This window comes from Candidatus Nitrosopumilus sp. (assembly GCF_040878665.1).
Lineage (GTDB): Archaea > Thermoproteota > Nitrososphaeria > Nitrososphaerales > Nitrosopumilaceae > Nitrosopumilus.
Genome location: NZ_JBBDLU010000001.1, coordinates 28,111 through 34,963, shown reverse-complemented (window position 1 = coordinate 34,963; position 6,853 = coordinate 28,111). Strand labels below are relative to the sequence as shown.

Annotated in this window: 9 protein-coding genes; 2 read left to right on the top strand and 7 right to left on the bottom strand. The window is 33.4% G+C overall.

Going from position 1 to position 6,853, the window contains the following annotated elements:
• Nucleotides 1-645: hypothetical protein (locus WDZ98_RS00210; RefSeq protein WP_368058785.1), on the bottom strand; the 645-nt coding region annotated here is incomplete at its 3' end.
• A gap of 135 nt (nt 646-780) precedes the next feature.
• Between WDZ98_RS00210 and WDZ98_RS00205 the strand changes: the two genes are divergently transcribed.
• Entirely contained in the window at nt 781-1,092 is a 312-nt protein-coding gene (locus WDZ98_RS00205; protein ID WP_368058787.1) for a hypothetical protein, read from the top strand.
• On the opposite strand, the gene WDZ98_RS00200 is transcribed toward WDZ98_RS00205, so the two are convergent.
• Complete coding sequence (locus WDZ98_RS00200; RefSeq protein WP_368058789.1) at nt 1,081-1,749, bottom strand: phosphatase PAP2 family protein; 669 nt, start codon at nt 1,747-1,749, stop codon at nt 1,081-1,083. The genes WDZ98_RS00205 and WDZ98_RS00200 overlap by 12 nt on opposite strands.
• Nucleotides 1,750-1,868: 119 nt before the next feature.
• Between WDZ98_RS00200 and pgk the strand changes: the two genes are divergently transcribed.
• The gene (gene pgk / locus WDZ98_RS00195) at nt 1,869-3,095 is read left to right on the top strand and encodes a phosphoglycerate kinase (protein WP_368058791.1); all 1,227 of its coding nucleotides are present in this window, start codon (nt 1,869-1,871) and stop codon (nt 3,093-3,095) included.
• Here the strand turns inward: pgk and WDZ98_RS00190 are convergent.
• The 5 genes from WDZ98_RS00190 to WDZ98_RS00170 are packed head-to-tail and all read right to left on the bottom strand — an operon-like array spanning nt 3,088 to nt 6,838.
• Entirely contained in the window at nt 3,088-3,435 is a 348-nt protein-coding gene (locus WDZ98_RS00190) for a hypothetical protein (RefSeq protein WP_368058793.1), read from the bottom strand. The two genes, pgk and WDZ98_RS00190, sit on opposite strands and share 8 nt — an antisense overlap.
• Nucleotide 3,436: 1 nt before the next feature.
• Nucleotides 3,437-3,880, bottom strand: coding sequence for an iron-sulfur cluster assembly scaffold protein (locus WDZ98_RS00185; RefSeq protein ID WP_368058795.1), 444 nt, complete (start codon nt 3,878-3,880; stop codon nt 3,437-3,439).
• On the bottom strand, nt 3,877-5,121 hold the full coding sequence (locus tag WDZ98_RS00180; protein ID WP_368058797.1) for a cysteine desulfurase: 1,245 nt from the start codon (nt 5,119-5,121) through the stop codon (nt 3,877-3,879). The genes WDZ98_RS00185 and WDZ98_RS00180 overlap by 4 nt, the downstream gene beginning before the upstream one ends.
• A 3-nt stretch (nt 5,122-5,124) precedes the next feature.
• Complete coding sequence (locus WDZ98_RS00175; protein ID WP_368058800.1) at nt 5,125-5,433, bottom strand: Rieske (2Fe-2S) protein; 309 nt, start codon at nt 5,431-5,433, stop codon at nt 5,125-5,127.
• Nucleotides 5,434-5,437: 4 nt separating this feature from the next.
• A complete protein-coding gene (locus WDZ98_RS00170) occupies nt 5,438-6,838 on the bottom strand; it encodes a SufD family Fe-S cluster assembly protein (RefSeq protein WP_368058802.1) in 1,401 nt (466 codons plus the stop codon).
• Nucleotides 6,839-6,853: the final 15 nt, after the last annotated feature.

Sequence of the window (6,853 nt, the reverse complement as noted above, 5' to 3'; positions counted from 1 at the left end):
TGCAGTCTTTTTTGCTAAAAGAGATTTTAATTTAGAAGTTGTACTTTCTAATGAGCTTGCAATAGATTGCTCAGATTTAACTTGTCTTGACAATTGTGCTACAAGTTTTTGAACAGTTTTATGATTTGTGGTCTTAGTTTCCCGTAAAGTAGGTTTTGATTTTGTTTGTTTTTGAATGGTTGAGTTGATCTTGGATTGAATGTTAGAATAATTTGCAATATCATTTGAAATCTTGTCTGCAGTTTTTTGTCTAATCTTAATTTCAGAAACAAGTTCACCAATATGACTATTTAATGAACGTAATCTAGCCTCAGCATTTTGTTTTTCCTCTGGATTATCAGCAAACTCAATTTCTTGCTCAATTTGTTCAATTGCCTCTTTTTCCTTGGCTAATCTTTCTTCAGCCATTGCAATGAGCCTTCCAATACTTTCTAGTTGTGAAGTTTTTTGTGTCAATATAGTTGAAACGTCTTCAGATGTTTCACGTTCAGATTCTATTTTTTTGTCAACAGTTTGTAGGCCAGATAACGAACGTTTTTCGGAAGCGCGGGCAGATTTTAACTGTTCCTCAGTTTTTTGTCTAATTTTGGTTGCGTCTTGTTTCTTTTGTCGTAATTGAACTACTAGTTTTTCTAATGATGCCAATATTCAAACAAAACAAAAGAGTCGGTTAAGTATTAAACATAATCATGATTTGACTTACCAGTAAAGAAAATTAACTTACTTTGATCGCTAAAAGCATTTTTTAAAAAATATTAGTTAAGAGAAATTAGAAGATTTATGGAATTTCATCCAAAAGATTTGCCAATATCAAAAACATATGATCTAAAAAATGAAAAAGACGCATTAAAAGCAGTAGAAGACATGATTAAACTGGGATTTAAAGCAAAAAAAGAAGGATTCAGGGTGTTGATGCCAAAAGAATCAAAGATTGCAAAAAGAATAGGGTATACGATAACCACAGGAGTAACACATGGACTCAGACAAACAAATCAAAACAGAGACATCAAATATTGGACATATCATCATGATGATGAACATTACGCAATTGTGTTTATAGATAGAACGGTTTTAGAGGAATTAGGTTTTTGATTTATCAAGAATTTTGTAAAGTTTGGTTCGCTTTGCCATTACTCCTGCAAGCATAATTCCTATAATACTTCCTCCAATTACATCCATAGGATAATGTTGTAAAACATAAAGTCGGCTTAATGAAATCAATACTGGATATAGGAACATGAGATACGCACCACGTGGAAATCTATTTGATAAGGCATATCCAAGAATTATTGCAAATATCATAGATCGTGCAGCGTGTCCTGAAGGATATGATGCATCATACCCACCCTCACAAAATAATGCAAAAGTATCTTTACTTATAGACACTGGGAACGATACTCCCCCATATTCAAAATCAGGTCTATCACGGTCAACACCGCATTTGATGTAGCCTGTTAACAATGTAGAAATCACAATTAAAATCATCAAAGTGATTCCAACTCTCCTAGTTTTTGGAATAATTAACATCAAAATTCCAAACATTAGCATATTGAATGCATCCCCAGATTCTGTAAGATACTGCATTGTGATGTCTAATGTCGGATTTCCAACACGTTCAGAGAAAAACAAAATAATGTTCTGATCAAAATTTTCAGTAATTCCAAAATAAACAATAGCAGTAATAATCAAGAAGAAAATAGCCAACAATACAAAAGAACGAGACCTAATATCAAAAATCCAATTTTTCAATTAATTAAACCTCAAACACATGTCTTTTAATTTTTGTTAATAGATAAGGTTTGTAAACATCAATCATGTTTTGGAAGTAAAATAGAAATTATTCTGATCGACTCAAAGATTTTAACCAAGTGGAGAATAGACAAATCGTGAAGGTACTCACATTAGATGATTTTGACCTAAAAGGAAAAACCGTTTTTTTGAGAGTAGATATGAATTGCCCAATAGATCCAGAAACATTAGAAATTTCAGGTACAAAAAGAATAGAAGAAGCTATTGAAACACTCCAATCACTAAAAGAATCTAAAGTGGTAGTAGCATCACACCAGGGAAGAGTAGGAAATAACGATTATACTGGAATGGACAAACATGCAAAAGTTTTAGAGAAATTAATGAATAAAAAAATTAAATACGTAGAAGATGTTATTGGAGAAGCTGCACAGAAAGCAATTAAAGATTTGAAAGCTGGAGAAATTCTTCTATTAGATAACCTTAGACTATGTGCAGAAGAAAACTATGAGTTTAAACCAGAAAATGCAGCAAAAACAATTATGGTTTCTAGATTATCAAAATTATTTGATTTGTGTGTGTTAGATTCATTTCCTAGTGCTCACAGATCACACCCATCAATAGTGGGATTTCCACAAGTGTTACCTGCATGTGCAGGTAGAATAGTGGAAAGGGAGGTCAGAAACCTCGATAATATAATGACAGTTGCCAAAGCACCTCACGTAATTGTTCTAGGGGGCTCAAAAGTGCTGGACAGACTTGAGGCAATAAAATTATTGATTCAGAATGGTCGTGCAGATCATGTGCTGTTAACAGGATTAATTGGCAATGTGTTTATGCGCGCACAAGCTAGAATCAAATCACCATTAGGGATTAAAAGAGAAGATGAAGTTGTAGCAAAAGCTCATTCGTTAATAGGAGAATATCCTGATGTTTTTGCAACACCAGTAGACATTGCAATTGACAAGGATGGTGAAAGAGTAGAGATGGATGTAAGGGAGATAGGTAAAGGAGATAAAATTTTTGATTTGGGCCCAAAAACTGTAGAGTATTATTCAAAATTGATTGCAGGTGCAGGAACTGTATTTATCAGCGGACCTGCAGGATTTTTTGAAAAAGAAAATTTTAGTTATGGAACAAAAGCATTGTTAGAAGCAGTTTCAAATTCAATGGCAACAACAATTGTCAGTGGAGGTCATTTAACAACAGCATTAAAAAAACAAGGGTTAGCAGAAAAAATTGATCATATCAGTACAGCAGGTGGTGCATTAGTGTTGTATCTCACAGGAGAAAAACTTCCAATGATTAAGGCACTTGAAGATGCTGCAATAAAATACAGATCTAAATAGAAGAACCACAAGAAGGGTTTGGACAAATTCTTTCTTCAGAAGTTCCTAGATAGATATCAAAATTACATGTGCTACAGTGAAGCTTTTCAAGAGGATCAAATAGTTTCATCCAGATAGTGGTAAAATTTTGGGCAATGTTCCTAGCAAGACCAGAATTACAAATACCCATAAAATAAGACTCAGTATCATCTATTATCCAAGAAGAATCAACATCTCCGTTTGTTTTAATTATTTCAAAAATCTCATCGTTTGTAAATTTAGTATCAACATTATTGAATTTCTCAAAAATTATTTTTCTTATTTGTAGTGCAATTGGAATTGTAGGAGTAAAACTACTCATGCTAGTACAGATTTGCTGCCTCTTCTTTTAATTTATCCACATCTGAGGCATCCTTAAGATTGGCTCCAATGTAGGTATAAAGAGCAGATTTGAGTACTTTGAGGGAAAGCAGGGCACATTTTATTCTGACTGCTTGGAGATGTTCAAGACCTAATTCACTTAAAACATCATGTTTTTCAATAGTTCTTGCTTCATCAATGCTCTTTCCTTTTGTGATTTCTGTCAAGACCGAAGAACACGCCATACAAATTGCACAGCCTCTCCCATGAAATTTGATATCAGTGATTTTATTATCATCAATCTTCATGTCAATGTCAATACTATCTCCACATAATGGGTTTGAATCATGAAAAGTCACATCGTGGTTTTCAATTTGCCCGTAGTTTATTGGATTTCTTGAATAATCAACTATCATTTCATGATAAATGTCTGCATTACTACTCATAACTTGAACACCTTAGCCACAATATTTAATGAATTTACCAGAATATCAATGTCTTGTTTGGTATTGTAAATGTAAAAGCTGGCCCTAGATGTAGCAGCAACATTAAGTCGTTCCATCAACACTTGTGCACAGTGATGACCAGAACGAACTGCAATTCCTTCTTCATCAATAATTTGAGCTACATCATGAGGATGGACATCTGCAAAATTAAACGATATGACACCACCACGTTTTGAGATATCTTTTGTACCATAGATATGAAGTCCCTTAACTGCAGATAATTTTTCTAATGCATATTTTGTTAATTCAATTTCATGTTCCCGTACATTATCCATTCCTATCTTTGTAAGATAATCTATCGCAGCACCAAATCCTATAACATCTGCAATATTTGGAGTGCCCGCTTCAAATTTGTAGGGTAAATCGTTCCAAGTGGTTTCATATTTGTGTACCTCTCTTATCATATCACCACCTCCATGAAATGGGATCATAGTTTCAAGTACAGGTTTTCTAACCCATAAAACACCAATTCCAGTAGGTCCAAGCATTTTATGCCCAGAAAATGCAAAGAAATCACAACCTAGTTTTTCTATATCTACCTTCATGTGAGGAACTGCTTGGGCACCGTCAATTAGTGTAAGAACTCCTGCGGCCTTGCATTTTGAAATGATTGTTTCAGCATCAGTTATAGTTCCAAGAACGTTAGACATTAAGCTAAAAGTTACAAGTTTAACTTTACCAGTTGCAAGTAATTTGTCAAGATCATCTAGAATTAATTCGCCATCGTCATCCATACCAATGTATTCTAACTTAGCATGTTTTTCTTGAGTAAGAAGCTGCCAAGGCACAATATTACTATGATGTTCATATTCGGTAGTAACAATAATGTCACCTTCGTTGATATGAGGTCTACCCCATGCATATGCAACTAAATTAATTGCTTCGGTGGTTCCCCTAACAAAGATAATTTCTTGACGATTTTTTACATTGATGAAATTTGCAACTTTGTCTCGTACTGCTTCATATGCTTCTGTAGATTCCTCGGCTAAAGCATAAACTGCTCTGTGAATGTTTGCATTATGATTTTGATAGTAATCAGTGATAGTATCAATTACTTGATTCGGTTTTTGCGTAGTTGACGCATTGTCAAGATAAACTAATTGTTTGTTATCTCGAACTGTTCTTGTAAGTATTGGAAAATCTTTTCTTAAATTTTCAAATAACGTTTCAGTACTTTGCATGTTTTAAAGCTCCACATAAATTTCGTTGGCATCTATTTTAACATTGTATATTTTAAGCGGAGTTTCTGCAGGAAGATTTTGTGGCACACCATTTACTAAATTAAAAACAGAGAGATGTAATGGACATCTAACACCTTCATCGCTAAGAAATCCAGTTGAAAGATCTGCATCAGCGTGAGTACAAATCAAATCAGTTGCGTGAATTTTACCTTTAAGATTAGCAATTAGTATTTTCTTATCACCATGTACAAAACCAAAAAGTTGTCCTTCTTTTACCTGCTCTTTGTTGCAAGCTTTAATCCAATCAGACAAAATATCACCGATATTTGTAATGTTGTTCTATTTCAGAGTCTTCATTATAACGAGTCTCTTCAATTTCAACAAATTTAGTTAATTCTTCATCAGTATTGATTGTCAATTCTTTATTATCCCATTTAGATTCAATAAGATATGCGATCCAAGCTCTTACTTGGAAAGACATTTTTCTTGAAAGAGGCTCCAAAAATCCCTCAACGATAGTTCTTTCTGCTTCTTCATGGCTAAGACATCTAGTTTTTAGATAGAAGATTTGTTCCTCATCAATTTGTGCAACAGATGCAGAATGTGTAGCCTTTACATCATTAGTAAAAATTTCCAGTCCAGGAATTGCGTCAGATTTTGCATCCTTATCTAAAAGAATTGAACGGCCAGACAAAAATGAGTTTGATTTTACTGCATTTTCTTTGATTCTAATCATTCCCTTGAAAAGAGATTTTGATTTATTTCTAAGAATAGATTTTTCAACTACTCTGCCTTCAGTAGAGGGACTCTCATGATTAACACTAGTTTGAATATCAAATGATTGTTCGTTGTTTCCAAAAATTACTTCAGAATCATTAGATGATGCACCAGTACCATTAAGAAAATATTCAATTTTGTATCTGGATAACATAGAGCCAAACAATCCAGAATACCAATTCACTTTAGCATCCTGAGCCAAATCTGTTCGTCTTGTTGAAAAAGTAACAGCGTGTTGATCCATCATCTGCAAAGTAGTTACATCCAATTGTGCATTTGCTGCAAGAGTGGTATTCATTAATTCAAGATATGCTTGTTGTGTATTAATTTTTGGAGAGTATAATTCCTGAACAATCGTAGCCTTGCTACTTTCATCAGCAAATACAATATTTCTAGAAATTGTAGAATGGCCATCTTCAGAAAGACAAAGTAGAAAATGAATTGGTTTATCTACAATTAGATTTCGTGGAATGTGAACAAAGATACCTGAATTAAATGCGGCGTTGTTTAATGCGGTAAATTTATCATCTTTTGAATTTGATGCCTCTAGTGATTTTTTAACTAATTCAAAATTATTTTTAATGGCATCAGAGATTGATGAGATGATCAATCCTTTGGATTTTAAATCATCAGGAAGATTGATTTTATGAATGTTGGTTCCAATTTGAATTATACATATTTCATTTTCTAATTCAGTTAGTCTCTTTGAAAGAAACCTAGGGATTGTTTCAGTGGTGGAGATAGAAAGAGACACTTTTTCCGGATCCATTTTTTTTGCATCAGTGTATTTGTTGTACAATGGAGAAGTTTCTATTGGTAAACTCTCATAGATAGATAAAGAATTCTTTCGATAATTTTTCAGCCAATCAGGTTCATTTCCAGATGATGAAATTTCATCAAGATGGCTAGTGTTTAGTTTTGAAAGAATTTCTTGAGACATGATTAATCAGAATTT

Coding starts and splice junctions, on each gene's coding strand:
- WDZ98_RS00205 (WP_368058787.1), top strand. CDS start 781: ATGGAATTTCATCCAAAAGATTTGCCAATATCAAAAACATATGATCTA.
- WDZ98_RS00190 (WP_368058793.1), bottom strand. CDS start 3,435: ATGAGTAGTTTTACTCCTACAATTCCAATTGCACTACAAATAAGAAAA.
- WDZ98_RS00185 (WP_368058795.1), bottom strand. CDS start 3,880: ATGAGTAGTAATGCAGACATTTATCATGAAATGATAGTTGATTATTCA.
- WDZ98_RS00180 (WP_368058797.1), bottom strand. CDS start 5,121: ATGCAAAGTACTGAAACGTTATTTGAAAATTTAAGAAAAGATTTTCCA.
- WDZ98_RS00170 (WP_368058802.1), bottom strand. CDS start 6,838: ATGTCTCAAGAAATTCTTTCAAAACTAAACACTAGCCATCTTGATGAA.